24 protein-coding genes are annotated in these 26,457 nt (G+C 51.0%); 17 read left to right on the top strand and 7 right to left on the bottom strand.

Annotation, left to right across the window (positions count from 1 at the left end; translation table 11 throughout):
• The first annotated feature begins 145 nt into the window (after positions 1-145).
• Positions 146-493 (top strand): hypothetical protein, encoded by a 348-nt coding sequence (locus AC5OW4_RS02295; protein ID WP_072683883.1) that lies wholly within the window; start codon positions 146-148, stop codon positions 491-493.
• Positions 494-681: 188 nt separating this feature from the next.
• Here AC5OW4_RS02295 and AC5OW4_RS02290 read toward each other — a convergent pair whose 3' ends face one another.
• Positions 682-885, bottom strand: coding sequence for a hypothetical protein (locus tag AC5OW4_RS02290; protein WP_493676600.1), 204 nt, complete (start codon positions 883-885; stop codon positions 682-684).
• Positions 886-966: 81 nt separating this feature from the next.
• Between AC5OW4_RS02290 and AC5OW4_RS02285 the strand changes: the two genes are divergently transcribed.
• Both AC5OW4_RS02285 and AC5OW4_RS02280 read left to right on the top strand, forming a co-directional pair.
• A complete protein-coding gene (locus AC5OW4_RS02285; protein WP_072683881.1) occupies positions 967-1,620 on the top strand; it encodes an HD domain-containing protein in 654 nt (217 codons plus the stop codon).
• Positions 1,602-1,907: a hypothetical protein gene (locus AC5OW4_RS02280; protein WP_072683880.1), complete on the top strand. Its 306-nt coding sequence runs from the start codon at positions 1,602-1,604 to the stop codon at positions 1,905-1,907. Before AC5OW4_RS02285 ends, AC5OW4_RS02280 begins: the two co-directional genes overlap by 19 nt.
• Here AC5OW4_RS02280 and AC5OW4_RS02275 read toward each other — a convergent pair.
• Positions 1,898-3,037 (bottom strand): GGDEF domain-containing protein, encoded by a 1,140-nt coding sequence (locus tag AC5OW4_RS02275; RefSeq protein WP_072683879.1) that lies wholly within the window; start codon positions 3,035-3,037, stop codon positions 1,898-1,900. The two genes, AC5OW4_RS02280 and AC5OW4_RS02275, sit on opposite strands and share 10 nt — an antisense overlap.
• Before the next feature lie 102 nt (positions 3,038-3,139).
• Entirely contained in the window at positions 3,140-4,414 is a 1,275-nt protein-coding gene (rpoN, locus tag AC5OW4_RS02270) for an RNA polymerase factor sigma-54 (protein ID WP_072683878.1), read from the bottom strand.
• A gap of 165 nt (positions 4,415-4,579) precedes the next feature.
• On the opposite strand from rpoN, the gene AC5OW4_RS02265 reads away from it, so the two are divergent.
• From AC5OW4_RS02265 to AC5OW4_RS02230, 8 genes are all read left to right on the top strand, one after another.
• Complete coding sequence (locus tag AC5OW4_RS02265; protein ID WP_493676599.1) at positions 4,580-7,372, top strand: sigma 54-interacting transcriptional regulator; 2,793 nt, start codon at positions 4,580-4,582, stop codon at positions 7,370-7,372.
• 154 nt (positions 7,373-7,526) lie between these two features.
• The gene (locus AC5OW4_RS02260; protein WP_072683876.1) at positions 7,527-7,961 is read left to right on the top strand and encodes a PTS sugar transporter subunit IIA; all 435 of its coding nucleotides are present in this window, start codon (positions 7,527-7,529) and stop codon (positions 7,959-7,961) included.
• A complete protein-coding gene (locus tag AC5OW4_RS02255) occupies positions 7,955-8,425 on the top strand; it encodes a PTS sugar transporter subunit IIB (protein ID WP_195548016.1) in 471 nt (156 codons plus the stop codon). Before AC5OW4_RS02260 ends, AC5OW4_RS02255 begins: the two co-directional genes overlap by 7 nt.
• A 14-nt stretch (positions 8,426-8,439) precedes the next feature.
• The gene (locus AC5OW4_RS02250) at positions 8,440-9,216 is read left to right on the top strand and encodes a PTS mannose/fructose/sorbose/N-acetylgalactosamine transporter subunit IIC (RefSeq protein ID WP_083538461.1); all 777 of its coding nucleotides are present in this window, start codon (positions 8,440-8,442) and stop codon (positions 9,214-9,216) included.
• Positions 9,209-10,030, top strand: coding sequence for a PTS system mannose/fructose/sorbose family transporter subunit IID (locus tag AC5OW4_RS02245; RefSeq protein WP_072683873.1), 822 nt, complete (start codon positions 9,209-9,211; stop codon positions 10,028-10,030). Before AC5OW4_RS02250 ends, AC5OW4_RS02245 begins: the two co-directional genes overlap by 8 nt.
• A gap of 114 nt (positions 10,031-10,144) precedes the next feature.
• Positions 10,145-11,221, top strand: a complete 1,077-nt coding sequence (locus tag AC5OW4_RS02240) for an SIS domain-containing protein (protein ID WP_195396199.1) — start codon at positions 10,145-10,147, stop codon at positions 11,219-11,221.
• Between the two features lie 22 nt (positions 11,222-11,243).
• Entirely contained in the window at positions 11,244-12,614 is a 1,371-nt protein-coding gene (locus tag AC5OW4_RS02235; protein ID WP_159432758.1) for an MATE family efflux transporter, read from the top strand.
• Between the two features lie 239 nt (positions 12,615-12,853).
• Positions 12,854-13,132 (top strand): DUF1016 N-terminal domain-containing protein, encoded by a 279-nt coding sequence (locus AC5OW4_RS02230; protein WP_229100681.1) that lies wholly within the window; start codon positions 12,854-12,856, stop codon positions 13,130-13,132.
• A 632-nt stretch (positions 13,133-13,764) separates the two neighbouring features.
• Here AC5OW4_RS02230 and AC5OW4_RS02225 read toward each other — a convergent pair.
• Positions 13,765-14,250, bottom strand: a complete 486-nt coding sequence (locus tag AC5OW4_RS02225; protein ID WP_072683871.1) for an NUDIX hydrolase — start codon at positions 14,248-14,250, stop codon at positions 13,765-13,767.
• Between the two features lie 641 nt (positions 14,251-14,891).
• Here AC5OW4_RS02225 and AC5OW4_RS02220 point away from each other — a divergent pair.
• The 5 genes from AC5OW4_RS02220 (at position 14,892) to AC5OW4_RS02200 (ending at position 20,653) form a co-directional block, all read left to right on the top strand.
• Positions 14,892-15,788 (top strand): cation diffusion facilitator family transporter, encoded by an 897-nt coding sequence (locus AC5OW4_RS02220; protein ID WP_493676598.1) that lies wholly within the window; start codon positions 14,892-14,894, stop codon positions 15,786-15,788.
• 195 nt (positions 15,789-15,983) lie between these two features.
• Positions 15,984-18,050, top strand: a complete 2,067-nt coding sequence (locus tag AC5OW4_RS02215) for a serine hydrolase domain-containing protein (protein WP_493676597.1) — start codon at positions 15,984-15,986, stop codon at positions 18,048-18,050.
• A 250-nt stretch (positions 18,051-18,300) separates the two neighbouring features.
• Entirely contained in the window at positions 18,301-18,633 is a 333-nt protein-coding gene (locus AC5OW4_RS02210; RefSeq protein ID WP_072683868.1) for a cupin domain-containing protein, read from the top strand.
• Between the two features lie 119 nt (positions 18,634-18,752).
• Positions 18,753-19,916: an iron-containing alcohol dehydrogenase gene (locus AC5OW4_RS02205; RefSeq protein WP_493676596.1), complete on the top strand. Its 1,164-nt coding sequence runs from the start codon at positions 18,753-18,755 to the stop codon at positions 19,914-19,916.
• Between the two features lie 50 nt (positions 19,917-19,966).
• On the top strand, positions 19,967-20,653 hold the full coding sequence (locus AC5OW4_RS02200; protein ID WP_308559636.1) for a hypothetical protein: 687 nt from the start codon (positions 19,967-19,969) through the stop codon (positions 20,651-20,653).
• Between the two features lie 110 nt (positions 20,654-20,763).
• Here the strand turns inward: AC5OW4_RS02200 and AC5OW4_RS02195 are convergent, their stop codons facing one another.
• Positions 20,764-21,192 carry a GNAT family N-acetyltransferase gene (locus AC5OW4_RS02195; protein ID WP_308559635.1) on the bottom strand — a complete coding sequence of 143 codons (429 nt, stop codon included), beginning with the start codon at positions 21,190-21,192 and terminating at the stop codon, positions 20,764-20,766.
• 119 nt (positions 21,193-21,311) lie between these two features.
• Here AC5OW4_RS02195 and AC5OW4_RS02190 point away from each other — a divergent pair, with 119 nt between their 5' ends.
• Entirely contained in the window at positions 21,312-21,779 is a 468-nt protein-coding gene (locus AC5OW4_RS02190; protein WP_072683864.1) for a hypothetical protein, read from the top strand.
• A gap of 122 nt (positions 21,780-21,901) precedes the next feature.
• Here the strand turns inward: AC5OW4_RS02190 and AC5OW4_RS02185 are convergent, their stop codons facing one another.
• Complete coding sequence (locus AC5OW4_RS02185) at positions 21,902-23,203, bottom strand: ABC transporter substrate-binding protein (protein ID WP_072683863.1); 1,302 nt, start codon at positions 23,201-23,203, stop codon at positions 21,902-21,904.
• On the bottom strand, positions 23,187-26,138 hold the full coding sequence (locus AC5OW4_RS02180; protein ID WP_072683862.1) for an ATP-binding response regulator: 2,952 nt from the start codon (positions 26,136-26,138) through the stop codon (positions 23,187-23,189). Before AC5OW4_RS02180 ends, AC5OW4_RS02185 begins: the two co-directional genes overlap by 17 nt.
• Positions 26,139-26,457 lie beyond the last annotated feature (319 nt).

Genomic DNA, 26,457 nt, shown 5'->3' with positions numbered 1-26,457 from the left:
CTTGATGAAAGTCTGTCCCATTCTGATCGCAGTAATTTTGAGCGTCAGTATTCTCCTGCATCTTGCAGAAAAACGCTGCGTGTTTAAATCGGAAGTACCTTGAGATCCGGAATTTTCGATCGAACTGCCAGCGGGCTGGAGCTGTGTGTGCGATGCGAATATCCACACCCCGCTGATCAGTGAAATTCCACCGAATTATGGCCTGACACTCAGCGATCCTTCCGGTCAGAATGCGCTCAGGGTGATTTATCAATATGGCGTACCCGCATGGACTTTCCCACTGATGGATTCTGAAGATCAGCTCGTTGTCTCAAGGCAGGGTGACCGCGGCCGGCTGGCGGTGCTGAAGGAAGGCAGAAGCGTCAGACTGCAGTTGTTGTTCTTTGAAGGTCAAGCCCGGTATTATACCGTAACAGGATCGTTTGACCGGGACTTTTACGATCAGAACGAAGCACTGATCCGCCGGGTGGTCACTTCCGTTTCTCTGCGCTGAGCTTGACAGCGGTCTGGCATGGGTACAAATCTGCGGATTGGGGTTGGTTTCAATCTATCTGGAGCTCCATTTCAATCGAACAAGTGACAAACAGCGAGAAGAAATCCGACAGGCCAGCCGTGCCGCGGTCGATTCTGGCATTATGCGATAACGCTTTGTTAAAGTCAGCGGCGGGGAAATTCAGACTGTCAGCGGATATCAGATCTTTGATCCAGCCCCTCAGAAACAGAGATAGCGAAAAAAGAATCCCCCCCCCCCCGCAAAGCAAGCGTTTGCCGCAGAAGCGTGTTTTCGGCGTCTTCCAAGAAAAGAGAATCCGATTTTTCTACTTCAAATTCAGATTGTGACGAAGCCGACGACGGCATCGTTTGAGTTTTCCATCTTGTAATCATCCCAAGCCTGATTGATGAACAAACGGAGTACAATGGAACCTGACAGACAAACCGGGCGGCTTGAGCCCGAAAAGGAGAAACATGAATAGCACACAAATTGAAAACTGCCGGAAATTCTATGCCATCGCGCAATCCAAATTGGCCGGCGACACCAGCGGACACAGTCTCGATCATATTCTGCGCGTGGTCAACAACGCGGTCTTGATCACCCGCAGCGAAGCGCCCTGCGATCTCTATCTGATCGTCGCCGCAGCGCTGCTTCACGACGTCATCGACGATAAGCTGACGGCGGATCCTCAAAAGGAACATCAGCTTTTGGAAGACCGTCTGGCGGAAATTGATCCGTCGATTCAAAGACCGGTATTCACGATACTTGATCATTTGTCTTTTTCCAAGAATCTGAGCGAAAAGCAGATCTTATCCAAAGAAGGGCAAATCGTCCAGGATGCGGACCGGCTGGATGCGATCGGCGCGATTGGAATTGCCCGGACCTTCTATTATGGCGGCCATGTCGGCAATCCGATGTACGACCCTAAACTGCCGCCGCGCACTCAGATGGACGCTGCCGCTTACCGCAGCGAGCGGAGCACGGTGATCAACCATTTCTATGAAAAACTGCTGCTTCTGGAATCAATGATGAACACGGAAACAGGCCGGCGTCTGGCTCGAAAACGCACGGCGTTTATGGAACAGTACCTCCAGGAATTCTTTGACGAATGGAACAGTCAGGCATAAGCCGCAGTTTGGTAAAGAAACAGATAAACACAGGGCAAAGAGAGGAAAAGGTCGGAACGGTTTCCGGCCTTGATTCTGGTAATTACGCTTCGATTGGAAAAGCAAAATTCATTTCAGGCTGGCGGAAGGACAAGAAAGGCGAAGGGGCAAAAGCCGAGAATCAGCCAATCTTAAAGCCCATGCTGAAAAACAAAAAAAGCACGGTGAAGAAACGAAAGAACATGCACGTTGAAGAAACGAAAGAAAAGACAAGACCCCAGCTCGCTGAAGCCTTGTCTTATTGTTGATGGGACGCCGCTTTATCTTGATACATCGCGTTGTCTGCCCGCCGATAGATGTCCTCGACAGAATGATCGCCGATCTCATAAACAGCCCAGCCGACCGATAAGCCGGTCTCTACGGGCCAGTCGGGCCGGCGTTTTTTATATAGCGCCCGCAGCTGCGTGCAGAGATCGCTCAAGTCTTTTCGTCCGGAGGTGTCCAAAATCAAAGCCGCGAACTCATCTCCTCCAGTCCGATACAGCACCGCCTGGGGTTTGAGACACTCCTGCAGGATTGCAGCGGCTTTCTGGATATACAAATCCCCCTGAATATGCCCCAGCTCATCGTTAACCTGTTTTAAATGATCCAGATCCGCCACAAGAATACCCATTTTTTTAAACTGATGAGAAGCGTTGAGATTGCCGATATCCACTTCAAAAGCATTGCGGTTGCGCATTTGCGTCAGCTGATCCGTTATCGCCAGATCTTTATAATGTGGATTGGAAATGCGGCGGAAAACAAAGAAGGCGATCACTGTGGTCAGGCCGCAGGCAAAGATTAACGTGAGGGGAATAAAGTTTCGCAGCTGATGATAAATTTCAGCCTGTCTCCCGGCGTCAAATTCGACGCCGACCACACCGATGACCGCATCATCCTGATAGACGGGCGAATAGGCGATGAATATTTTCCCCCAGTCCGTCGCCTTGATGGTATTCGGCAGGATCTCCGTGCCGGCCAGCGCTGTCCGCAGATCCTGTTGAATCTCCGGTTCAATCAGATCGCCGGGATAGCGGAAATCCTCGCTTTCCGGCTCCAGACCATCTAATAAGTAGATCAGGGTATCGTTTTCCGTAACGGTCGCCGTGTATAAATAACGCACTCCCGTCGCGCTGCGGATATCGCGCAGCAGCTGGGCGGTCTGTTGGTAAAGCGGAGAGGTCATATCGCCCCGGTCATGAATTTCCGTGAAGGTGAGCGGATCCAGCGACGTGTTGGCAAAGCTGACGATGGCATGAACCCGCTCTTTTAATTCTGAAATCATTCCGGCATACGTATACGTGTAACATAAAATAAAAACGACGGAAGAAGACAAAAAAACAACAGCTGCCGTAAGCAGGGAAACCTGAAGATCGACGCGTCTTTTCCATCGCTGCATAAACTCACCTTCAATATGTAAGTTTATTATAACAGAGAACTGAAGACAGGTTGTTAATAATTTTAACAAGATGAGAAAAGAAGGGGAAACTTCGGCTGGTTTTCAGATTTTTCCTGAATGTTTGCGGTTTAACGCGGTCTGCGCCCATTGGCGGCGGACTCGGGAATCGGGAATGTGCAGTTTTTCCCGGTATTTGACGACTGTTCGCCGGCTGATCGGGCAGCCCAGCGTTTTCAGCCGGTCGCTCAGCTGTTGATCGCTCAGCGGCGTGTCGGGCGTTTCTTCGTCAATTAAGTGTTTCAGCTGCCGCAGCACCTGATCCTGGCTTAATTCGTCCTGAATCTTGGCGGAGAAAAAGATGGAGAACGGGTAAAGCTGACCGTTAAATTCCAGACCTTTGCCAGCCAGCGAGCGGGAAACCGTTGAAGGATGCAGCCCCAGCTGACTGGCGATCTGATGGCGGGTCAGGGGCATTAAAGGCCGTCCCTCCATAAAGAATCCTTTCTGGTTCAGACAGATTGCTTCAGTGATCGCCGCCAATGTCTGGTTGCGTTTTTGAATTGCCAGAAGCAGGTTTTTGGCAGCTGTCGTTTTTTGTTTCAAATATTCCTGAACCGATGGATCGTCGATCGGCAGCGGATTGAAAATCAGCTCGCTGAAGCTGTGAGTCAAAGTGATTTTAAACTGTCCGTCTTCGATTTCCACCGCCACCTCGCAAGCCAGCGAAGCGGCCGCGGCGCCCTGACTGCGGCCGGGTTTGGGATCACAGCTGCGGATTGCGGCAATCGCTTCGTTTAGCTGATCCGCCGTGCAATGCAGCGTCTTGCATAAGGCCGCCGTACTGCCCCGGGCCAGTGCTTCCAACTGCCCGGTCAGCCGCCGGGCCAGTTCATTTTCCGGATGCAATTCCATAAGCTGAAGCAGCAGGCATTCGCGCAGATCCTGAGCGAACACCCCGGTGGGCTTCAAGGTTTTCAATAAAGACAAAATCCGGTTCAGCCTTGGTTCGCCGATCTTCAACAAACCGCACAGCTCATCTGTCTTTTCGCGCAGATAACCGTCCTCGTCCAGCAAGCCGATCAACGTTTCGGCGATTGCCTGATCCGCCGGTTCCAACAAAACTGCCGCCTGGTGCCGCAGCTGTTGTTTCAGGGAAACCTCGGCCGCGACAAACTGCCCGGCTTTCTCATAGAGATCGCCGCTCTTAACCGGCCGTTGATCACTCCATTCCAGCAGCGGATTGCTCAGCATCTGCTCGTCCAGGTAGGCCGCCAGCGCGTCGGAGCTCATGTGCAGGATGTTCAAAGATTCCAGCATCGCCGGTTTCAACCGGTGCTGAGGCTGGATCTTCGGCGTTAAGGCAAACGTACTTTTCATGCGGTCTCCCTCCTTTTTTCTTATTGTAGCACAACCGGGACTTGGTGACAGCGCTCTCAAAATTAATTCGCGTTTGATTGACAAAGTCGAATTCCGAACCTATTCTTAAATTGTAATCTTTTTTCAACGAATTATTCCAAGGGGAGAACAGAAGGAGGGGTAATTATGGAAAGTCCGGCAAAGAAAAAAATTCTGGACGCGCTGGCGGAAGCAACCCGCTGTTTCGCCTGGAACGATCTGTCCGGCTTAAGCGCTCAGGGGCTGGCGGAGCGTTTCAGCGTGAGCCGCAATCTTGTTTCGCAATATCTTAACGAAGCCCATGGCGAGGGGACGGTTATTAAAATCAACACGCGTCCGGTCTACTTTTTAAGCAAAGCCGCGCTGTGCGAGCGGACGAAGGCGGAAGATCTGGAACCGGCCTACGATTCGGTGGAGGAGCTTATGCGGGATGTAACGGCGCGGAAGGAAAAGATCGTGTCTTTCCGCAAGCTGGTCGGGCATCAGGAAAGTCTGAAGCAATGCGTCGAGCAATGCAAGGCGGCGATCACCTATCCCGGCATCGGCCTGCCGATTCTCCTGCAGGGACAGACCGGCACAGGCAAAAGCTATATCGCGCAGCTGACCTACGAATACAGCGTGGAAAAAGGAATTCTGGACAAGAAGGGCAGCTTCGTCACCGTCAACTGCGCCGAATACGCTAACAATCCGGAGCTGTTCCTGACGAATTTGTTCGGCTATAAGAAAGGCTCTTACACCGGTGCGGAAAAGGACAAGGCCGGGTTACTGGCGCTGGCCGACGGGGGCGTGCTGTTTCTCGATGAGATTCATGCCTTGAAACCGGAATGTCAGGAGAAGATCTTTCTGTTTATGGACAAAGGGATCTATCACATGGTCGGCGATAACGAAACGTGGTATTCCGCAAAGGTGCGGCTGATCTTCGCAACGACGGAGGACCCGCAGAAGGTGCTGCTGAAAACACTGCTGCGGCGGATTCCGATTCTCGTTCAGGTGCCTTCGCTCGTCGACCGCTCCCTGCAGGAAAAGCGCGAGCTGGTGCATGAGATCGTGACTCAGGAAAGCGGGAAGATCGCCCGGCAGGTCGTGTTCAGTGAACTGGCCTACCAGACGCTGGTCAATCATGCCTATCCCGGCAACGTCGGAGAATTGGTCAATACGATCCGCGCCAGCGTCGCCAAAGCTTATCTGCGCGATCCGGCTGCCGATCCGGTTGAGCTGCATCTGTACGATCTGCCCAGCTTCCTGCTTCAAAGCGGAACCGCCAACGGCGAGCTGATGGAATATGACGACGGCAAGATGATCGACACCCGCCAGATGATGAAGCAGAAGTATTTTGAAACAATGCTTTATACCTTCAATAAGGGGCTGATCGAACAATACCGGAACAATCTGCCGATGCCGGAGTTTATTGAAAAAGCCTATATCCTGCTGGAAGGCTACACGGATTATTTATTCTTCAACAATCCCGCGGGCAAGACGCCCAAGGACGATCTGACGGCCAGCCTGGTTGAGAATATCTATCAGATCACGGCGCAGAAATACAATCTGGAAAAGCTGAGCAATTCCGAGGTCGTGACGATGTCGCGCTTCATTCTCGATTTTGCCAGCCACAATGTTTCCTGCCTGCCGCTGGACAAGAAATACCACAGGGAAATTCAGGATTGTATCGCGGCGATTCAGCGCCTGTTTCCGATCAATGCCACGGCGATCCGCAACGTCGCCCGGCTGATTCAGGACAGTCTGAACATCAAGCTGGAAGGGATCGGATATCTTGATCTGTTGATCTACATGATGTATTTTAACCGCGAGATGGAAACCTCGCAGATTCCGGTGCTGATCATCGCGCACGGTTTCAACATTGCCAGCAGTATCGCCGAGGTCGCCAACCAGCTGCTTCGCCGCAAGATCTTCGACGCCATCGACATGCCGATCGAATGCGGCGTGGACGTGATCATCCGCAAGGTGTCCGACTATCTGAAACACCTGGAAGGGTGCAAGGAAGTGCTGTTGATGGTGGATATGGGATCGCTGGAGGAAATCTACAAGTACACGGAGAATTTAAAGAATGTCGATATCGGCATCATTAACAACGTCACGACCAAGCTGGCGCTGGATATCGGATGTATGATCATGGAGGGGGAAGGAATTGAAACGATTCTGGAGGAAGCGGCCAACCGCAACCAGCACCGTTACCTGATCGTGCGCAACCGCCAGAAGGCCAACGCCATCCTGTCAATCTGCCAGAGCGGCTTCGGCACGGCGGAGAAGATCAAGAAGCTGCTGGAAAAGAGTCTGCCATCAGGGCAGAACATCCCGGTGCTTTCCTACGAATATGACAGTATCGAGACGATGGGCTCTCAGGCTCCGGTGTTTGACAAATACAACATTCTGTTCGTTGTCGGCACGATGGATCCGAAGATCAAGGGCGTGGAATTTATCTCGCTGGAAGAGCTGATCGAACAGAAGAACATCGAGAAGATCTCCGAGCTGCTTAACGAATTCATGAGCCCGGACGAGATCCAGCAGTTTAACGACAACCTGCTGCGCAACTTCCCGATGGAAAATCTGTTGAACTATCTGACCATTCTCAACCCGGAAATCATTCTCGGCAACGTCGAAACGATCATCCGGTCGATTGAAGCGCAGCTGGGTCTGCGGATTACGAGCAACGTCAAGGTCGGTCTGTACCTGCATATCAGCTGTCTGATCGAACGGCTGATCATCAACAAGACCGTCGCCCCATACGACAAATTGGACGAGCTGCAGCGGGAGCATCAGGACTTCATCGACGTCATCCGCAAGAGCTTCGCCGAGGTGGAACGGATTTACAATGTGTCGATTCCGCTGTCGGAAATTGGCTATTTGTATGAATACATTGCGCTGGGCAGTGTCGAGAAAGAGGAAAATAGTGTCGAAGATGAAACGGGTTACTTTGAATAAAAGCATGAATCACACTGTACAAAAGCTGAAATTTCAGAAAGAATTCCGGAATTTCAGCTTTTTTTCTTCCAAAAAATAGAAATTACGCAAAAAAACTCGAATTGGCATACTAATTGCTTATATTTGAGCGTAAGTAGAGAAGGGAGGACAGCCCGTGAGAAAGATAATTCTGGCTTCTCATGGATCCATGGCCGAAGGGGTGCTCAGCGCCGCCAAAATGATCATGGGTGATTGCGAAGAAATTCAGGCTCTGGGATTGGATCGTTACGAATCCCCGGCCGAGATCGCCCGCCGGATCGAACGGCAGGTCGCAGCCGAGCCGGATTGCGACTTCATGATCTTCTGCGATATTCATGGCGGCAGCGTGCATAATCAGCTGACGGAACTGTGCCGGTATCCGAATGTGTATCTGGTCGGCGGCATGACGTTGTCGATGATCCTGGAATGCCATCTGAACGTTCAGGACATTTCCACGATGGAATTGTTGGAAAACGCCGTGCAGTCGGCCAAGGACACGATCACCGTGTTGTCGCACAAGCAGGCGGTGGAACAAATTGAAAAGGGAATGGAGGATGATGTTTTATGGTAGAGCTGTGCAGAGTGGATGACCGGATGCTTCACGGACAGGTCGCGGTGACCTGGGTGAATCAGGTCGCGCCGGATGCGATTCTCATCGCCAACGACGAGGCGGCGACTAACGAGATGAGCAAGCTGGCGTTCAAGATGGCCAAACCGGCCGGCGTGAAGCTGGCGATCAAAACGGTGAAGGATGCAGCGGTGCTGCTGAATGATCCGCGCACGAAGAAAACCCGGATTTTCCTGATTGTCAGAACGGTTCAGGATGCGTTGGAACTGGTAAAGGCAACAGGAGGGCAGATAAAAAGTGTCAACATCGGAGGAGTCAAGAAAAAGGAGGGTAGCAGACAGGTGGCGGCCAACGTCCATATGAACGATGACGATTTAACGACACTGAGAGAGTTAAATTCTCTGGTTTATGTTGAATTGCGAATGGTTCCCAGTGAATCAAAAACAGATGTCAGTAAATTAATTTAGAGGAGGAAACAATTATGACACAAGCTTTGTTAGTAGGATTGGCAGTCATTTTCTGCGACTTCGTAGAAACATGGTTCTCCTATCCTATGACAACCAGACCGTTGATTGTAGGTACAGTCATCGGTATCGTATTAGGGGATATTACAACGGGTATCGTAGTTGGCGCCAGCCTGGAATTAGTGTTCATGGGCGTTATGGCGATCGGCGGCACAGTTCCGCCGGATGCCGTAGCAGGGACCGCCGTCGGTACGGCTTACGCGATTATTTTAGGTCAGGGTGTGGAAACCGCTTTTGCGTTGGCAATTCCGGCTTCGATGCTTTGCCAGATGATGTTCGTTCCATTTACAGCGTTGCGTTCACTGTGGAGCCCGGCAATAGACAAATGGGTGGAAAAAGGCGATTATAAGACATTAGAAAGAATTATGCCGCTTGTTTCGTTAACCACATTCATTCCGCGTGGCATCGTCTGTGCATGTGCGATCGCTTTGGGATCGACCGCTGTCGAAGGATTCATCGCTGTGCTGCCAACTGTTTTATTAGATGGTATGGGCGTCGCGGCAGGCATGCTGGGTGCAGTCGGATTTGCATTATTGTTAAAGATGATGTGGACCAAAAAGCTGGCAGTTTATTTCTTCGTCGGTTTTATTCTCTCGTCCTATCTGGGTTTGCCGTTAATGGCAGTCGCCATTTTAGGTATTCTGTACGTTATTATTCTCTTTGTTGAACAAAATCACAACGGTAAGTCAGCCAGTGCCGCCGCGGATGAAGAGGAGGAATTATTCAATGATTAAGGAAAAATTCAATTTAACAGAAGAAGAAAATAAAATGTGTCGGCAGATCGCGATGCGGTCCTGCACGATGAGCGCTCCATACTGCTGGGAAAAAATGCAGGCGCTGGCGTTCTTATACACGATGATCCCGGTTATCAACAAATATTATCCGGAAAAAGAAGACCGGATTGAAGGTTACAAACGGCATTGGGAACTGTTCAACACGACCCCAAGCGTTTCCGGCTTTATCACTGGTTTAGCTGCTTCGATGGAAAAACAGGGGGCGGAAGATCCAAACTTTGATAAATCCTCGATCTCTGCGGTTAAGTCTTCCCTGATGGGACCGTTCGCGGGCATTGGCGATTCCATTTTCCAGAGTACATTGCGTGTTATTGCAATGGGCATTGGCTTAAGCTTTGCGGTCAACGGCAGTATTTTAGGACCGATTATCTTCTTGTTGGTTTATAACATTCCTGCGACGTTTGTTCGTTATATCGGCCCGTTCGTAGGCTACAGCTTAGGCGCGAAATTCATGAGCGACGCTGCGGAAAACGGCATCATGGGTACGATTACGAAAGCTGCCAGCACTGTCGGTCTGATGACGGTTGGCGCGATGACGGCGACGATGGTTTCCTGCAACATCGGTTTCGTCTTTGAAATGAATGGAGCGGAACAGTCGATCCAGGCGATGCTGGACACAATTTTCCCGAATCTGCTTCCGCTGTTACTGACCTTGTTCTGCTTTAAATTATTGAAGAATAAAGTCAACCCGACAGTTTTGATCTTCGGTTTGATGATCTTCGCAATTCTGGGTACCTGGATTGGTATTTTCTAAGCGAAGTCTGTAAAACAACCGGATTTCAAGCTACAATGAAAGAAAGAAGAATAACGATCAGGCAGGGAGTCCTCTGCCTGATCGGATTCTATTCCATTTGAAGGAGGAAAAGAAATGGTGACATTACTGGATTGCATCTATCGTGTACCGTCGGTGATTGAAGGGATCGTCGCACGCCGGGAAGAAACATTTGCGCCGCTGTTGGACGCAGTAAAGGATCGGCTGGGCGAGCTGAACGAAATCATGTTTATCGGTTCCGGCACAAGCAACACCTGTTCGCTGACATCGTACCGTTTTGTTGAAAAAGCAAGCAAGCTGTCAACGTGCACGATGATTCCCAACGAATTCCTGGCAAAAACGGTTTATAACCCGAAGGCGTTGTATGTCTTCGTTTCCCAGTCCGGCACCTCGACGCTGACGCAGCAGGCATTGAAAAAAGTCAAAGCGCTGGGCTGTCTGACGGCGGCGATTACGGAAGCGCCGACGACTCCGCTGGCAAAAGAAGCGGATGTGCATATCGACATGGGCTGCGGCTACGAAGAATACGGCATGCGCACGATTGGTTACTGCGCGAGCATCCTGACGGAAATGTTGATGGGCGTGGCTCTGGGACAGGCGCGCGGCGTTGTCAGCGAGACGGAAGCGGCGGCCTATATGGAAGACGCGCTGGCGGTGACGAAGGACCACAAGGAAATCTGCGACCGGACACTGGCCTGGTTTGATCACAACAAGGAAGCGTTGATGGACGTCGATGCCTTTGTTCTGTATGGCCCGGGCAGTCTGTATGGCGTTGCGATGGAAGGCGCGCTGAAAATTCTCGAGATTGCCAAGCGCTTCATGTGCGTCGGTTATGAAATGGACGACGGTCTGCATGGACCGACGATGGGCTTCACGAAACGGCATGCGGTCATTGTGTTGAACGACGGCGGCAAGGATAACCATCTGGCAATGGGCATTGCGAAATACATGAAAAACGATGTCGGCCACGCGTATGTGATCGGCGCCAATCCGATCGACGCGGACGATTTGGGCTTCACGCCGGCCTCGAAGGACTTCGCATGTCTGGAATACGCGCCGGTTGTGGAGATCCTCGCTTACCGGCTGGCTGTGGATTACGGCATTGAATTGAAGGACATTAAAACGCAGGATCCGCTCCCGGAGATGAAATACTTCAATACGCACGATGAATAAGCAGAGGAAGAAGCACGGGAACGTGCTTTTTCTCAACCCTCAACGCTTCGCTTTACTGAAAGTGATCCTGTTGATCGCGGTGCCGGTAGCGCTGCAGACGATCATTTCCGTCGGCATCAACATGGTCGACACGCTGATGGTCGGGGCGCTGGGTGAAACGCAGCTGACCGCGGTATCGCAGGCCAGCCAGCTGTTCTTCATCTTCCAGCTGACGTTGTTCGGGACAACCGGCGGCGCTAACGTGCTGATCGCGCAGTATTGGGGAAAACAGAATGGCGAAGCGATCCGGTCGGTGATCGGCTACACGTTCCGCGTGATGCTGAGCGCAGCGGCGGTGCTGGTCGCGATCGCGGCGTTGTTTCCGCGCGAGGTCATGACGCTGTTGTCGAACAATCCCGAAGTGATCGCGGTCGGAACGCAGTATTTGCGGATCGTCAGCGTGTCCTATCTGTTTTTTGGGATCACGACGGTTCTGGGCAATACGCTGCGGGCTGTCGGAGATGTGAATGTGGCGATGGGTGCGTCGCTGGCGTCGATCGGGGCCAGTGTGATCTTCAACTGGCTTTTCGTATTCGGCAATCTGGGCGTTCCGGCCTGCGGGGTTGTGGGGAGCGCGCTGGCGAACATTCTGGCGCGGATGCTGGAATGCGCCATTCTGATTGTTTATTCGCTTGGGTTTGAGAAAAAGATTCGTTTCCGTTTCAGCTGTATTCTCCATCCACAGAAGATTCTGTGGCCTTCGTTTGTCAAAAACTGTGCGCCGGTGGTCGCCAATGAATTAACGTGGGTGCTGGGCAGCTCGGTGCTGACGATGATCTCCGGCCACATGGCTTTCGCGTTTGCGACGGCGTATGCGATCTTCAACGTCGTTGCGCAGATTTCCTGCGCGCTCTCGCAGGGGATTTCCGCAGCTGCTTCGGTCGTCGTCGGCAACTTGATCGGCGAAGGGAAACAGGCCGAGCTGGATCAGCCGATTCGGCTTTTGCAGCGGGTCGGCGCGGCGAGTGGGACGCTGGCCTGTCTGTTTATTCTGGCGATCATTCCGCTGATGCCGAAATTTTACAACATTACGCCGGAAACATTCGGCGTGCTCGTGCAAATCATGGTCGTGGGCGCGCTGATCGAAATCTTCCGCTGCATGGGGTTTGTCAATAATGTCGGGATTCTGCGCGGCGGCGGGGATGCCCGGTTCGTCTTTTTCAACGATGTATTTTATTTGTGGGCGTTTTGTATTCCAGTCGGCTGGTGGTGTTCGCAGCAGGCGGGAATTCCGGTGTTTATGACCTTCTTTATCCTGCGGTGCGACGATGTAATCAAGGCGTTTGCCGGGGACTGGCGGATTCATCATTGTCAGTGGATTCATCAGGTGACGGTTCAAGAGCGGACGTCATGATCACGATCAGGAATGAAACGTTTGATCTGAGGAAATCATCAGTTATCTCCGCAGCGGCCGCTGAAAGCGTGAGGAGAATGGTTACTGATTAACGGAAATAAAAAGAGCGTTTTAGTAGAAAACTCGTTCGAGTGTTGCCAAGACGCTTTCTTTTCGCAGAAAAGTGCATCTTAAAGGAACATGATAAGCTCTTTATAACTATATACTGCTAAGTCATGTTAACGATGTGGGCGAAGCTGTTGAAAAAGTACAAAAAGTCAAAAAAACTGGACGCTGAGAAAATAGCCTCCCAATATCACATTAAATTTTATCAATACTTTCCTGATGAGCAAATTGTGAACGCATGCGTTCACAATTTGAATTGGACACATATTAGGAGTCTTTTTCGTATTACGGATGAAAATGCACGCTATTGGTATATGAAAGAAGCGGTTATTGAGAGTTGGAACGCAAGAATTTTAGATTGCGATATCAGCACAGGGGGAACAGGCGAAGTGAAAGTGTTGCCAAGAGTATAAAAAAGCTTCAAAAGATATAATAATAGATTCGCAGATCATATGAAAATCAAAGGCAGGTGTCCCAATGGACAACAAAAATATTACATACACGTTGGAATTGCACATGTCGCATGGTATTTATTTTTTATTGATTTTATAGACGAAAATCGTCTTATAACTTCTTACAAGTGTTTATAGAAGTGAGGGAAAAACTGTATTTTCAATGATTTTCACGTTTTTGCTTATATCTTCGCATATCTCCGCATAAGTTGGCTTTGTAAAATCGGGTACCATTTCAGCACCACAAACAAGGCAAAAAGCATACACACAAGGTGATGTTATCGCAACTGCAAAGACGATGAGAATGCCTTTGTTACGCATTAGGGACTCAATAAGCCTTGCATAACCAGCCTTCACAGTCACTAAAACTGATAAAACAAGGTGTTTATACCTTTTCACTTAAAAATGTCCTTTAACTGCAATGCTTCAAAGCAACTCTCTGTTCAGATTATCCTTTCCCTTCCATTCCTTTGTAAAAAGTTCCGCCACAAGTATAGGAAAGTAGTACCCTTTCCGTAAAATCAGTTGTTTTTGTTCGCGACAGTAAGCAGCTTGTTAATAATATCCTGATTTCTTACGCAAACTTACATTTGTTAGTTCCTTTCATCCGAAATGATATGTTCTATTCCGCAATGTTCTTTGCTTAGATAATCTTTCAAGAATGCAGGAAACGCCTTGTGCCTTCTTAAATCTGGAATAGGTATCCAGTACATTTCTTCTTTCACACCTTGCGTATAGCTGTTACTAAAGAGTTGTTTACTTCCTTTTGGCTTCATCAGATAGTAAAGACAAATTTCGTGACAATCCAAACCTGCCAGGGAGCCGTTGCTTTTATAAAAAAAGTTTTCATGAATAACCGCAAGATGGTCTATTTCGTAGCAAATACCTGTTTCTTCATATACCTCTCTTATAACAGCATCTTCGGCGGTTTCTCCCATGTGAACAGCACCGCCTATAGAATAGAAATAGTCATCCAATTCATTTCCTGCAAATAGCACACAATCATCTTCAATAATAATTGCCGCTGCTCTATAACGAAACCATTTATTATCTTTTATAAAACCACAGTTAAATTCCATTGCTATTCACCTCCAAATTTAAAATTTTTCAATCTGTATGTCATCTATTATAGCGCTCATTTTTGAATTTTTGTAATTAAAACGAACCTGTGTGGAATAAAGGGGTCAGTCCCCATCAACGGTCCAGATGAACGGGTTTTACCCATGAATAGCAAGCTTCTTTGTTATATCTGCCCGTATCGTCTTACATCACGCAGGAAATCCGGGTACCATTTGGGCACTAAAGCATCAAAAATCATTATTGTTTTTAGTCTTTTAATTTGCGAAAGTTCAGTGCTTGCAAGGCTTTTCACAGTTCAAGACTTTTTGATATGGCAAATTCAAATACTGTTTTTTTAATGATTAATTAACGATGAGGTGATAACGATGGGGTAAAATGGTACGCCGAATAAGTAGAAGACGATCTAAGTACCTGATCATTTCTTAATGTTTGACCTAATTTGTGATAAGTCAGAGAAATTGTTATTCCCGCATTGGAGGAAATTTCTCTACGCCTGTTTTCAGCGACGCTTGTTTTTCTAAAGGCAGCGAAAAGCAATGAAATCGGATTCTATCCAAGTTCTAAGCGTTGGAAAATCAGGAATCAGATCACAGAAAGATTGCGGACTTCATAAGATAAGAGGAATGCGAGGGATTAAAGCATGACTGAGAAATCTTCTTTTTCCGATTCCGCTGAAAAGCTGGCGCTGAACGTCAGCCTGACCAGCCTGATTCTGAATTTACTGCTTTCCGTTTTCAAGTTGTTTGCCGGGATTACCGGACATTCGCAGGCGATGATTTCCGATGCCGTTCATTCTGCATCCGATTGCGCAAGCACTGTCGTCGTGATGATCGGCGTGCATTGCGGACATCGCCAGGCAGATGCCAATCATCCGTTTGGCCATGAACGTCTGGAAAGTGCTGCGTCCCTGATCCTGGCCGTCATGTTGGGAATTACGGGGGTCGGCGTCGGGATCAGCGCAATCAGGACACTTTGCCATCCGGCGGCATTACAAGTTCCGGGCCGGGCCGCGCTGATGATGGCGGTGGTCTCAATTCTGGTCAAGGAAGGCCAGTACTGGTGGACACGCTGGGCTGCGCTCACCGTGGATTCTGATGCTCTGATGGCAGATGCCTGGCATCATCGCTCCGATGCCTTGTCGTCGCTGGGGGCGCTGCTCGGCATCGGCGGTGCGCGGAAGGGCTGGCTGTGGATGGATCCCGCCGTGGGGCTGATCATTTGCGCCCTGATTCTGGCAGTGGCTGTAAAACTGTTCTGGCAGTCGCTGAATAAGATGATTGACCAGTCCTGTGATACGCAAGCGCTGCACGCAATCGCCGAGGTGATCGTCAGGCAGCCCGGCGTGATGACGATTGATACGCTTCGCACCCGGATTTTTGGAAATCGGATTTATGTCGAACTGGAGATCGGCGTCGACGCCCACCTGCCGTTAGTCAAAGCTCACGCGATCGCTGAAAATGTGCATCAGGCGGTAGAGGAAACATTCCCGCGAGTGAAGCACTGCGCTATTCATGTCAATCCGGTCCGGAAAGAATAGAAAATCTGTGTCTTTCAATCTGTTTCTTTCAATTTGCTCAATTCTAAACGGAACTCCGGCCGCTGCCCGAATCAGGCTTCCGGTCAGGGTCTGATTTTCTCCGCTGATCGCCGACGGCTTGTTTTTGCCGGTCAGCTGTGTTTTAATTACAGTCAGATCAAACAAAACGATCAGAAATTTGAAGGGGGATACTTAATGAAACGATGGACATGTTTGTTGGCGCTGTTGCTTGCGACGTCCGGCTGCACGGCGCAGCCGACGCCGACGCCGAGCAGTGAGCCGACGATGGAAACCGCAGGCTTGACGCAAACCGCCGATCAGCTGGCGGAGATGTTAGTCAGTCAGCTGGGCGCCACAAGCGTTCAATATGCGCTGATGGATGGGGATACGATCCTCGTCTCGGGTCAGCGGGGCGTGTTTGCCAAGGGCTCCGATCAGGCGTTAAGCGCGGACGATCAATATGCGATCGGTTCCGTGTCGAAGATGTTTACGGCCGCAGCCGTCATGAAGCTGCAGGAAGAGGGCAAGCTGAAACTTGATCAGCCGGTCGCGGAGCTGCTTCCGGAATTCACGATGGCGGACGAGCGTTATTCTGAGATCACCGTGCGGATGCTGCTGAACCACAGCGCGGGCCTGCCGGGTTCAACCTTTGACGAGGGTTTTGTGTTCGCACCGAGCACGACCGCTCACGATACATTCCTGGAAACCTTGAAAACGATGCGGCTGCAGGCGGATCCGGGCGCATATTCTGTGTATTCCAACGATTGTTATGTGCTGGCGGAGCTGGTTGTGGAAAAGGTCAGCGGTCAGGATTTTACCAGCTATCTCCGCTCGCAGTTTTTAGAACCGTTGGACATGGGCCGGACGCAGACGCCGGTGGAAAACGTCGATTTCAGCGCGATGCCGAAAGTCTATTCCGCAAGTCAGCCGGAACGGGAGATTCCGGCGGATATCGTGTCGGTGATCGGTACCGGCGGCCTCTTCTCCACCGCGGAGGATTTATGCCGCTGGGGTCAGGCGTTCATGCCGGGTTCCCCGGTGCTCAGCGCGGATTCTTTAAGCGCGATGAGTGAAAACGAAGCCGCAAAAGGGATCTGGCCAAGCGAGGAAGCCAACAGTCTGGATTATGGCTTAGGCTGGGACAGCGTCGCGTTGGCCCCATTTGCCCAGGGCGGCATCCAGGCGCTGACCAAAGGCGGCGATACGATGTATTCGCACGCCAATTTCACAGTCATTCCGGAATATGGCCTGACCTGCGTCGTTCTGAGCTCGGGCGGATTGAGCTCGTATAATCAGATGATGGCCGCAACGCTATTGGAACAGGCGCTGCTGGAAAAAGGCGCGATCAGCGAAGCGCTGCCGCGTTATCAGCTGCCGTCGGTGCCGGAAACAATTCCGGCGATTCCGGATGGAGTCAAGGACTATGCCGGATTGTACGCAGATTCCACCTCGCTGTATCGGATCGACTTCACCGACGAGGGTATGCTCAACTTCACGATGGAACAGGCGCCGGATACCCCGACGCCGCTGACGCATGTCGGGGATGGCAAGTTCCTGCTGCCTTCGCCGACGACCAACCAGCTGTTCAGCTTCGAGGAAAACGGCGGACACACCTATCTGAAAGTCGAAGCCGTGACGGAAATTCCGGGTTTGGGCTACACGGCGGCAACGGTGTACTACGCCATGAAGGTGGAAGAAAATCCGTTATCCTATGCCGTAAAATCCGCCTGGCAGCAGCGCAGCGGAAAGCTCTACTTCCTGTTGAGCGAGAGTTCCCAATCACAGATTTATGAAATGATTCTGCCGGTCGCTCCGGCGCCGCTCAGCACATTTGCACAAGGCTATGTCAACGCTCATAAAATCATGGATGAAAACCGGGCCGAAGCTTTCGTTCAGATTCCAGGCAGCGGCAGCCGCGATCAGTTTGATTACCAGTTCTTCACGAAAGACGGCGTCGAATATCTGCAGGCAGGCGGCGATCTGTACGTCAGCGAAGAAGCAGCGGATCTTCTTGAAGACGGAATGACCGTCACGATCGGCGAAGCCGGCAATACCCAATGGTTGTTTATTCCCGCATTGCAGGAAGGCAAGACGCTGACGGTGACCTCCGAATCCGACGGAGTCTTCATGTACAATTCTTCGATGATCTGCCAGTATAACCGCGTCACTGACGGCGATCAGACGCTGACGCTGCCGGAGGGAGGTTATTTGGGACTGGCCGGCGATCCGCAGACAACCTTTACGATCACGATCTCCGATTAGCGTCGTCTGGTTTCAATTTCCCATGGGGGAAAAACAGAGAATCTTCTCAGACTGCCGGTGTGAAAACACGCCGGCAGTTTTTCACATTGAAGCAAAGATGGAATCCCGTTCCATCAGAAATTCCAGCTTTCTTCCACATCGACAGGAATAGTGCGCAGAACGCAGGAAACCATGGTAAAATAATCATAATGACAGCCGGATTTCGCAAGGTGCCGGCTGGCTGAGGCCAGACCTCTGGAAAGGAAAACTTATGAGTTATATTAAAAACATGAATCCGGAAACCAGTTTAAAATTAGCCGATCAGGTCGCTGTGCTGCCGGGGCAGATCGTCAGTAAGACGCTGGCCCAGAACGACGCGGTCAGCCTGACGCTGTTTGCGTTTGATCAGGGCGAGGAAATCAGTACGCATGAATCCGAAGGCGACGCGATGGTCCTGGTGCTGGAAGGCATCGGCCGCTTTACGATCGCAGGTCATGTCCATTTCTGCAAGGCTGGAGAAACGATCATCATGCCGGCGGGCAAGCCGCATGCCGTCTATGCCGAGATGGCGTTTAAAATGCTGCTGACAGTGGTTTTTCCATAATTTCCTGAGCCGCAGACATCACTGCATTTTGGCAAAGCAGCCGGAGGCGGGAATCAGCGCGCCACGTTCGTTAGGCAAAAGTCCGGCAAGGGCTCATTAAGAAAGGTCAGGGAAAAAGGATGAATAATTTTATTTATGATATTCCGACAAAAGTCTATTTCGGACAAGGTCAGATCGTTCATCTGCCAGAACTGATTCAGACCTGCGGTACGCGGGTGCTGTTGGTTTATGGCGGGGGCAGCGTGAAAAAAACGGGATTGTACGATACGATTACAAACTTGTTGAAAGAAAATGGGATCGCGTGGCAGGAACTGTCCGGCGTGCAGGCCAATCCGAAAATCGGATCGGTGCGCGAAGGCGTCCGGTTGGTCCGCGAACATCAGCTGGATTGCGTGCTGGCGGTCGGCGGGGGCAGCACATTGGATTGTTCGAAAGCCATCTGTGCCGGCGCAGCATACGAGGGAGATCCCTGGGAGCTGGTGCTCGACCGCACGAAGGTGAAGGAATGCCTGCCGTTGATCACCGTGCTGACGATGGCGGCGACCGGTTCGGAAATGGACAACATTGCGGTGATTTCCAATCCGGAAACCCACGACAAGCGCGGTTTCAGCAGCTATGGCATGTATCCGCGCTTCAGTATTCTCGATCCGACCTATACCTATACCGTTCCCCAGGGTCAGACCGCGGCGGGGACGGCGGACATCATGTCGCACATTATGGAATCTTATTTTGATCAGGTCCGCGATGCTTCCGTGCAGGACGGCTTGTCGGAAGCCTTGTTAAAAACCTGTATTCAGTCGGGGCCGGCGGCGCTGGCGCGGCCGGACGATTACACCGCCCGCGCCAATCTGATGTGGGCGGCCTCGCTGGCGATCAACGGTCTGAATTCGCTGGGGAAAAACAGAGCCTGGACATGTCATCCGCTGGAGCATGTATTGAGCGCCTATTATGACATCACCCACGGCGTTGGTCTGGCAATCGTAACGCCGCGCTGGATGAAGCATGTGCTTAACGAACAGACCGTCGACGTCTTCGCCCGGTTTGCGCTGAATGTTTGGGGCGTCGATCCGCAGCTGGACTGCTGGACAGCGGCTCAGCAGGGGATAGATAGATTGTCGGCGTTCTTTGCTTCCATGGGGCTGCCGATGACGCTGCGCGAGGTCGGCATTGACGAAAGCCGGCTGGAAGAAATGGCGGATCAGGCGGCGAAAAATGATTTCAGCCGCGCCTTTGTGCCGTTAACCCGCGAGGATATTCTGGAAATCTATCGCGCCTGTCTGTAAGCTGTTCAAATTTTATGATATAGTTAACAAAGTAAAGTCGAGGGAAAGTCATGAATAAAATCATTCAGTTTGTCCTGATTCTCGCCGTCGGTCTGATCCTGTACTTCCTGTTGAACCGGATGATGCAGAAGCTGATGGTCGAGCTGTCGGAAATTTTGTATAAGGAGGTCAACCCGGAGAAATATCTCGAGGTCCTCAACAGTTGGAAAGGGAAGATGTTCTTTTCGAAAAAAACCCGTTCGCTGATGGCGATCGACGCACTGTTGATGCAGAATGAAACGGCGAAGATCGAGGAGATTTTCGAACAGCTGGACGCCGTTAAAATGAATCCGGCCAACAAGCTGGGGTTAGCGCAGAAGGAAGTGTCCTTTTATATTGATACCCGGCAGTTCGATAAAGCCCTGAAGGCGTATGACACCTTGAAGGCCATCGCCGCGAAATTCAACAATTCGCAGGTGGAAAGTATCCTCAAGGAATGTACCTTTTTAGTTGAAATTTATATTCATCACAACACGGAGATTCTGGACGAGCTGCTGGATCTGGCGTCGAAAATGACCAATCCGTTTTATCAGGGAATTTTCCTGTACCGTGCGGCGAAGCTCTACTATTATAAGAATGATGAAGAAAACTGCCGCAAGATGCTGAAGGAAGCTATGGAAAAATTGAAGGGCACAGCCTGGGAAGTGATGATCAGGCAAATGCTCGAGGAAAATCTGGCGCTGGTAGCCGAACGATAGCTATCAAGAAAACAAAAAAGGAATTCCCGGGACTTATAAGGGAATTCCTTTTATGATTGCAGCCGTATTAAGATTCAGCGCTGTGGGACGATGGTGACGGTCATCAGCGGTCAAAGCGTCTTGAGCATTGTCACATGCGGGCAATATTCGTCCATGTGGGTTTCTCCGGTAGAACGAAACCCCAGCTTTTCATAGAAGCCGGCGGCGCGGCATTGAGCGGAAATTTCCACTTCCCGCACCCCCTGTTCTGACAGATGCTTCAACATGGCGTTCATCACCGCGTTTCCCTGATGTTGGCCGCGGTAGTTCAGGCTGACGGCAACCCGGCCGATGATCCAGCGGCCGCTTTCGTCGCCCTTGGCAAACGCCCGGCAGGTGGCGACCGGCTGTTCTCCATCGCAGATCACGCAATGCAGACAGGTTTCGTCAGTTTCGTCAAATTCATTATGAAACCCTTGTTCTTCGACAAACACCGCCTGACGAATCGCGGCGGCCTGTTCGAAACCAGGTTGTTTTCCGGTGAAAAAATGCAGTTCCATGAAAATTCCTCCTTGGCTGGTTTTATCGTAGCTTGATTTAAGACGCTTGTCAACCGGCGCCCTCGCTCTTTCTAAAGCGCTCAGATCATGGTATAATGTTCACCATGAGGTGAGAATTCATGGAAATCGCGATTGTCATAGTCAATCTGATTTTACTCTTTTATTTTACCCGGATGGCGATGCATTCCCGACAGGTCCAAGTGCCGGGCAAGCTGGGGCCGACCTGGATCATTACGGCATTTTTCGTCGTTATCGGCATAATCCGGCTGTTTCAAAACCATTCGTTATTCTCGATCGTTCAGACGGTGCTGATCGTCTTGCTGGGGGTTCTTTACAGCCAGATGCGCAGCGGTTTCAGCGATCAGGGAATCGTACTGCTGGGAAATCTTTATACCTGGGATCGGATTACGCAGGCCGACGTCACGGAGGCAGAGGAAACCAGGGAGATCAAGGTGGAGTTTACGGTGAAGAAGGTCAGCCGCTTCGTTTACTTTTCAACGGCGCAGCGGGATGCGGTGGAAGCGATGCTGACGCGTTATGAACAGGAACAGGCTGAACTGAACCTGAAGGCGAAAGCTAAAAACTGAAGATACACGCAAGCGGAAGAGAACTAGAAAAGACCTGGATCCAGCGACGTTGAATGAAGCGTCGGGATATCCAGGTCTTTTTTAATCGTGCTGTTTCCAGCTCATCCGGAATGCCGTTTCGGTTACTGTCCTTGATAGGTTTCAATTTCCTCAAGCTGAATCTTGTCATATTCATCGCACAGGGCGTCAATACTTTCCCCTTGTCCCAGCTTAACGCACAATTCCTTAATTGTATTCCAGGTGTTGAAATGCAGCGAGAAATCCTGATTGGGAATTTGTTCGGCTTCTGCCAGACTGGCAACCAGCGGCGCGGCCTGCGGCAAAGTCGAAGCTTCGTTGCCGCGGGCTGGTGAGGTTTTGCCCAGCATCTTCGCGAATTCATTGAGCGTTTCAACAGTACCCAGCGTTTCAACTGTGATCAGCGCTTCTTTTAAATGTTTTGAATTGGGATTGACAGCCAGCCGCTGATCCGCGCCGACAACGCAGATTGAGCCTTCTTCCAGAACCGGCAATGCGGTCATGACGACTTCGAAATGGTAATCGCTGGAGAAAGTGGCGGCCCGGCAAAAGGCGCTGATGAACGCGCATTGACCATCGCGGAACCGGCCGGCTTCTTCCTCGCTGTTGGGCTGTGTGTTCAGTGCCTGCTCAATGTCCAGATAACCTTGATCAATCATCATTTTTAAGAATGTGAATCCGTCGCGCAGATAATGGCTGATCGGCAATGTTCCTTCAGCCAGCTGCGCCAGTTTCTGTGTTTTGTCCGCGTCTCTGTACAACGGCGCCAGCCCGGTGCACATCGCCAGAATGCTGAGGCCGTAATCCATGTTTGCGCCATAAGGGACGATGCCGTTTTGTTTCAGTGTTTCGCAGACAGTCAGAAATTCAGATAGTGTCTGCGGAACTTCCAGATCGTACTGATGAAGCAGATCGACATTCCATAACAAGCCGAACGCCGTATAAGACAGCGGCAGTGAGAATACCTTGTTGTCATAGGTGCTTTGCTGCAGCGCATCGGCGGACAGATTGTGGATGAAATCCATATCGGAAAGATCATAGAGATAACCTTTACGGTCAAATTCCAGCACGTCTTCGGCGGGAATGATAAACAGATCGTCCGCTTCGCCGCTTTCCAGTCTTTTTAACAGTAGCTCGCGGTAAGAGAGTCCTTCGTCTGCGTAAAAGGAGGCGCTGTCGCTGTAAAGAATAAATGTTTTTTCCTGCTTGCGGTTGATCACTTCATTGAAGCATTGCTGAATCAGGTTGGCAACGACCTCTCCCTGAGCGAACAGGGTGAGCACGATTTCTTCATTTTTATCGTCGATGTAAACTTCCGGGTCTTTCGGTTTGGTGGTACAGCCGGCGATCAGGCAGAGGGCCGTCAGCGCGGCCGCCGCTTTGCGTAATTTAGTTTTGATGGTCATGGTTGTTCTCCTCGTTTCTTGATGTCGCAGGTCTTTGTTCAAAGGGCTGGTAGCGGCGGAGCGTTTCAAAAAGTAATGGATACTGAATCGGCTTGGCAATGTGTCCATTCATGCCGGCAGCCATGCATTTCTGGACGTCTTCGTCAAAAGCGTCGGCCGTCATCGCGATGATCGGCAGTCCGGCCTTCGCCGCATCCGGCAGCGAACGGATGGCCGCGGTAGCCTGATAGCCATTCATTTCCGGCATGTGGATATCCATCAGGATGAGATCGAAAGCGTCTTCCGGCTGTTGGCGGACAAGATCGAGCGCCTGTTGTCCATTATGCGCGCAGATCACCTGAATTCCGCAGCCGTTTAACAGTTCGATGACAATTTCGCGGTTCAGCTCGTTATCTTCCGCTAAGAGAACACGCATCCCGCTGAAATCCTCAGCCGGCCAGCTGAGGGCGGTATCGCTGAGCGCCGGCGTTCCCTCTTTGACCTGAATGAGAGCGTCGGAGAGTTTTTCAATCAATTCGCTCCGGAAAATCGGCTTCGTTAAAAATCCGTTAATGCCGGCATCCAGCGCTTCCTGTTCGACGTCTTCCCAGTTGTAAGCGGAAAGCAGAATGATCGGAATCTCTGAAGGAATCCGGGCGCGGATTTGACGCGCAGCCTCAATCCCGTTAAGACCTTCCATTCTCCAATCCATGATGATTCCCAGATAATCATGGCCTTCCTGATGTGCCAGCAGCGCGGCGTCAATTCCCTGCTGGCCGGTGTAGGCGCAGCGGACCTGGACATTTTCACGTTCCAGCATCATCCGCAGACCTTCGCAGGTGTCGGGATCATCGTCCACTACCAGCACGGAACAGCCGGCCAGCGGAACTTTTTTTGTCTGCGTTGTCTGTGTGGTCGTAAACGGCAGCGTTACCGTGAATTTGGAACCTACGCCAACCTGGCTTTCCACCTGAATGGTTCCCGCCATCATGTCGACGATGTTCTTGGTGATCGCCATGCCTAAACCGGTGCCGGTGATCTGACTGATGCGGCTGTCCTGCGCCCGCTCAAACGGGGTGAAGATCCGATTGAGGAATTCCGGCGTCATGCCGATCCCGGTGTCTTCTACGGTGAAAATCACGTTGATTTTATCGTCAACGCCGGCTTCTTCATGGATCCCGATGGTGATATCTTGCTGCGGCGGAGTGTATTTGACGGCGTTGGACAACAGGTTCAATAAGATTTTCTGCAGGTGCAGCGTATCGCCGATCACCGTGTCATAATCCAGCGCGCTTGAGCGGATATGCAGCGTCTGGCGTTTCTTCGTCAGGTCCGGCTTGACCAGAACCAGCACGTCGGAGATCAGCCGGGACAGATTGACGGGTTCTTTTTTTAAACTGATCTTGCCGCTTTCAATCCGCGACATGTCGAGGACTTCGTTGATCAGATCGAGCAGATGCTGCGAAGCGAGACTGATTTTATCCAGACAATGCGCGACTTTTTCCGGTTCGTCCAGGTGCGACTGAGCGATGGTCGTCATGCCGATAATTCCGTTCATCGGCGTACGGATATCGTGCGACATCGAGGAGAAAAAGACAGTTCGGGCCTGATTGCTTTCCTGCGACTGCTGCAGGGCGTCGGCCAGATCCTGACGCATGTGATGCTCAGCCGTCGTTTCGTGCAGGACGGCGAGATATTGATCGCTGTGAACGGGAATGAAATAAATCTCAATCCAGCGCTGAAGCTTGTTTTCAGTACCGGTCTGATATTCATAACGCAGCCGCTGGGTCAGCTCGCCGTTGAGAAACGCATGACCGGCCGGATCCTGCGGCGGCATCCCGCAGCTCAGAAACAAACGTTCCGGATGGTCAACGGCTTCTTTTGTTTCAATGTTGAATAAAAAGCGGACATTCTCCGAAAGCATTTCCACTTTCCGCCTGGACGGCGTATATAAGAGAAAGGCAAAGTCGACATTTTCAGAAATGATCTGGAACAGTTGTTCGCGGCGTTTGCGCTCCTGTTCGCGGCTGCTGGAGGCCTGGCGGCTCAGTAAGAGCAGCGTGATTAAAACCAGCGCGACTAACAACCCGGCCAGGGCAAAGGAGATCACCTGCAGAACTTCCGCCGACTCCTGCTGCAGGATATTCTGCGGCAGAATCGAAATTAAGTACCAGTGATGACTGGCGTTCAGCGGGATGAAGCAGAGAAAGCTGTTCTGTTGATGGTATTGAATCCGGATCGTTCCCGACCGGTTGTCCGCTATCAGCGTTCTCAGCTTGTCCAGGACGGCCGGTTCGTTGTTTTGCTTGCCAAGAAAAACGTACAGGTTGTCTGTATTGCTTGCGGAGCTGTCGATGATCCACGCTCCGTCCTCACCCTGAACGACGTAGGCGCTGCCGGCCACGCCGTTGAATGTGAACAACGACGGACTGTGATAATTCGACATTGTTTTATCCGCATACAAGGCGCCCGCAAGTTGGCCGTTGATCCGCAGCGGCGTCTGGAATGTGATCTGCAAACGGCCGCTGGCGCCGAGATAAGCGTCGGAATAACCCGCTTTCCCCTCGCTCAGCGCGGTATCGTCAAAGCTCATTTCCTCAAGCGTCAGCTTTGCGCCGGTCGAATCCCAGCCCACACCCTCGTCATTGACGAAATAAAAACGGAAAAAGGACGTTGCTTCGGTATATTCCGCCAATGCCCGAACGACGTCTTCCGGCTGTTCAAGATCGATCCGGCTGAACAGATTTGCGCAGGTTTCCAGCTGCTGCTGATCGCTTGAAAAATTATTGAGCAGGCTGTCGGAGATCATCCGCGTGGTGTTGAGCAGCGTCGTGTTGGCGCTGACGTTCATTTTAACCTTGATCTCGCGCATCGCCGTGATCATCAGCGTGCCGGTCCCTGCCAGCAGCACGATCATCCCCAGGATGAAAGCGACGGATTGTTTTTTTACTTTCATATGATTTACCTTCATTTTCAATAGCGGGTGTTAAGACGGTGAAAAGGAGCGGGCAAGGCGGTAAAACAATAACGGACAGATCTGACGGTGAGGCGAAGCCCGCAATTCATTGACCTGCGCGCTTTGATGAAAATAACCGCAGGAGGGATGAATCAATAATTAGTTCTATACAAGAATAAAGTATAACATTAAAGTCGCGGAATAAATACTTATGTTGGTATTAAACAAACATATTTGGTTCAGAAAATGACATATCTTATAACATATAAGGACGCCTGGCGGACGGCGTTTGTCAAAGCGGAAAAAGGAAAGGGAACAG

The organism is Holdemania sp., assembly GCF_986127675.1.
Note: the sequence above shows the minus strand (reverse complement) of the source record. Positions and strands in the feature narration are given on the sequence as shown.